Origin of the sequence: Actinacidiphila sp. bgisy167 (assembly GCF_965342175.1) — a bacterium.
Taxonomy (GTDB): Bacteria; Actinomycetota; Actinomycetes; order Streptomycetales; family Streptomycetaceae; genus Actinacidiphila.
In genome coordinates, this window is sequence record NZ_CBDRBL010000170.1 from 1 (window position 1) to 3,803 (window position 3,803).

General features: G+C 61.2%; 1 protein-coding gene. It reads right to left on the reverse strand.

From position 1 onward, the window contains the following. Positions 1–26 precede the first annotated feature (26 nt). Entirely contained in the window at positions 27–3,605 is a 3,579-nt protein-coding gene (locus ACRWND_RS30460) for a hypothetical protein (RefSeq protein ID WP_431955151.1), read from the reverse strand. Positions 3,606–3,803 lie beyond the last annotated feature (198 nt).

Below are 3,803 nucleotides of genomic sequence, written 5' to 3' on the forward strand. Positions count from 1 at the left end.
AACCGTTCGGATCAATACAGACCCGGTTATTCGCAGATGTTGATGGTGGTGTCTTTTCCGAGGTCGAATTGGATGCTGGCGGGGGTGTGGGGAAGGTGGACGACGGCGTTGACGAATTCGATGGCGCGGTTGGTGGCCTGGGGGCCGGTCCGGTGTTCCGGTGCGATGGACACGATGGGCGGGGTCTTTTGTTCTGCGGGGGCGCTGAGCAGCGCTGCCGCGGCCTTGACGTGTTCGGTGTACTCGGGTGTGCCGGTGGGCGGCAGCATGCTCGCGTCGAGCAGGTATCGGTGACTTTCGGGGCCCTGGCGCAACGGCTGGACCGGGTCGTGCACCGGGTTCTGCGGTGTTGTTGCCCGGTCTCGGGTGCTGGCGGGTTCTGAGGTGTCGAGTCGGGGGGAAGTGGTTGTACTGGCCGATACCGGCCCGCCGGTCGTTCGTTCCTGTGATGGGGGTGTGGTGCCGGTAGCGGCGTCTTCTTGTGCGAGTTCGCGAGTGTTGCTAGGCAGGCGGGTGGGATACCGCTGTTTTGCGTGCTCGAGAAATAGCGCCACATCCTCCCGGCTCAAGTGGTGTTGGCCTGTGTGTATGCCCTGCCGTGCTGGTGAATTCAGGCGGAGGTTGAATTCGTGATATAGGTCGTCCTCGGCGGTCAGTGGTGCGGTGGGTTTTGTGGTTGTGGGTGCAAGTACATCGATGTGATCGCCAGGAGGCATCGGAGGGATGAGGGGACGGATGGGACGGATGCTGGGCCCGGTCACGGCGGTTTGAGGAGAGACGCGACCGGTGTGGTCTTCGGTGCGGATCCTGTGGGTGGTTCCCGGAGGCGCTGTCGCGGAGATAGAAGATGGAACCTGACGGGTTGGCCAGCCCGATCCTTCTCGTCCGCGTTGACTGGGGGCGGCTATGGCAGAGACGGAGACCTGGTCGGACGGTTGGGACACTATCTGTGCCATGCCGTTGCGAGCTCGCACCCACGACCCGCCGGATTCGAGGATGAACCCACTGTTTCCTGCAGAGACGCTGTGAGTTCCTCCGAATGTCTCGACCCGCAGTGCTTGGCTGATGTCAGCGAGGTGGTGGGTCTGGCCCACCTCACAAACAAGGCAGACTGCTTGCGAGGCCAGCCGTTCTGTAAACGACCGCCGACGCCGGAGTACCGAGCCCACGGTCTTGCCTGTCAAGGGCATCCTTCCGTGTACGGTCTGAAGAATCGGCTGTCCGGCAGTCGTGCTGTCAGTTGAGTGAGAGTCGAAGAAATAAGCGCCATGACTATCCCACGGTACTTTCCATGCAGGGCCGACAGGCAACAGGTCCTCATCATTGATGAGCTGTCCCATACGATAGGAGCTAAAAGAGCTTAGCGGCCAGTAGTGATGAGAGGCCGGGTCGTTCGGGGCGAGGGAGCGATGGCCAATTAGTCGGCCCTGTTCGTCTGCCAGCGGAGCCAGATAGAGGTCGCTGTCGAGGAACAACCTGCCGTCGTCAGCGACGAACGTCGCCACGGTTGGGCGCTCCCTGACCTGGCCGCCAGCATGGGGGGCGGTATAGAGCCACTGGCCCGCAGGCTCGTACTCCCCGTGCAACACAACCAGCGACATCCGGTTCCCCTCCTGATGGAGAAGGGGCCGGCCGGTGTGGGACCACACCGGCCGCTTGATACGGTCCGCCACTGCACGGGCGAGGTCCAAGTTACGGGCTGCCGCATCAGGGATGATCAGCACAATCGACGGATGCGCACGCAGCGCGCTGTCCTGCGCGAGAAGGTCGCCAAAGTGCTCATAGCTCAGGCGCTGCTCGCCCATTTGAGTAGCTACTCGGATGAAACCCGGTCCAGAGCTGTCCAGCTGAGCTCGGACAAAATAGGGGCCCCCCGCGACCGCGCGCCAGGGGACAGGAACGCGCACAAAGTTATTTCGATCACCTTTAACCTGCGGATAGGCAGTGAAATCGCCGTCGAACTGCGAGTCAGCACTGCGGCCACTGAAATCCCGCCCGCGCACCACGCCGCTAGGCCCACGCAGCGTAGTGGAGATCAGATGTTCCAGAGCCTGGACAGGATGAGGGCTGGTATCGATTTCGGGCCGGTCCACCCGAAGTTCCACCACGTCTGGAGGAAGAGGCGCCGACTGTATGTGGAGCAGCGTGTTCACGGGAATCTGTTGCGTGACAGCGGGGCCCAGTACGGATCTCAAAAGGCCCTGAACCTGAGAAGCCACCGACTGGGCGACAGCCTGGAAATCCTGATGGGCGCCCACGGCGACTCGCGGCAGGGCCGCCGCGTCGCTGTACGCGTGCCACAATCGCAGTTCGGCCGCGTACCCGAAGACGAACTGAGCCAGCGCTGCGGCCCCTTCGTGCGTCAACGTTCCTTGAACGTTTTGCACTGCCACTGAGACAGGACGAGTCATCACCCGCTCAAGACACCTGCCCATAGTCTGAGGGCTCCAGCCGTTCGCTGGCCTCACCGCAGGCCCGATATTGACACTCGGTGCTCCTCCGGGGAGGCTGGCGAGACCACGTCCGAGGTAAATATCGACCAGCGCCCCGGCAAGCTCGTGGGTGTTCCGGGGCAGACGGTTGCGGTACTCGGTCAGTACCCGCTGGTGTAGTGCAGCGACGTCATCCGCATTCACGTGAGGCCTGGTCGGGACGTTTACTTCCCCCTCTGCCAGTTCGTCTAGTTTCTGACGCAACCTTCTGTTGAAGGTGTGATAAAGGTCTATGGCAGGATCCAGATGCGACCTGCTGAGTGTTGTCGCTTCTGGGGTGGGGTCCGTTAGGACACTGGCCTGTGCGCGAGGACTATGGTTAGGCAGCGCCGAAGAAGAGTTCCTCGCGATTTCAGATTCGCTCGGTGCACCGCATGTACGGAGGACTGCCTGGACACGGGCATGTTCCGCCGTACCAGGAGTCAGCTCGCTCAGTCGACCTTGCAGGTTTTGCTGATTGAGGGCGTCGGTGGCATCGGTTTGAGTGAATGCCATTCTGACGGAATGCTCGTCCTCTGGATCACCAAAGAGTGGTTCGTCCGCGACCATCTCGTCGCCGTAAACCGCCGCTGCAACAGCAGACCTGGGTACGTCGAGGAATGCCTGAGTTGCCCGATTTTCAGCCACTGGTGTGACACTTCCCACGTGCTGGATATCTACGTGGGGATTTTTCACGCGGGAGGTCGCCGGGCTCCTTACCCCGACGACAGGGAGGGCTGACGGCTCCTGCTGCCCGTCCGGGACCGAGAAGAGCTGGTTGGCGGGTTTCCGAAGCGTGACAGACGGCCCCGGCTCGTCGTATACGGAGCCGTTGCTGAGGGTCATTCCCAGGGGAATCTCAAAGCCGTGTCGACCACCCGTGGAATTAACCACTTGACCGTCCGAAGACGCCGACTGCGGGTCGAAGCGGAGCTGGGGGCCCAGATCGGACGAACGAGATTCCGGGATCTCGGCGGACTCACTTACTACCTCCTGAAGTATCTTTGCATAAGAGGCTGCAAGAAGTGTTCTGACCGCCTCAACTCTTTCCTGTATGTCACCCGAGCCCATTTTCGAAAGTTCGGCGACATCTTCGCCGACGGGAAAGCATTGCTGTGTTTCAATGTTTAACATTCTGGGTCCTTTTCGATCGCTCTGCAAAGCAGCCGTTACTTGGCATTTCCCACAAAACGGTCCAGGATTGCGATGCAGGTCCCGCAATAGTTGGCGAGTTCCATCAGGAGGCCGAAGAAGGCCGCCTGGTCTCGGGCGAAGGTCTTCACCATGGACGTGATGCCGGCTTCGCCGGTGTCTTGTACTACAGCCTCAGAC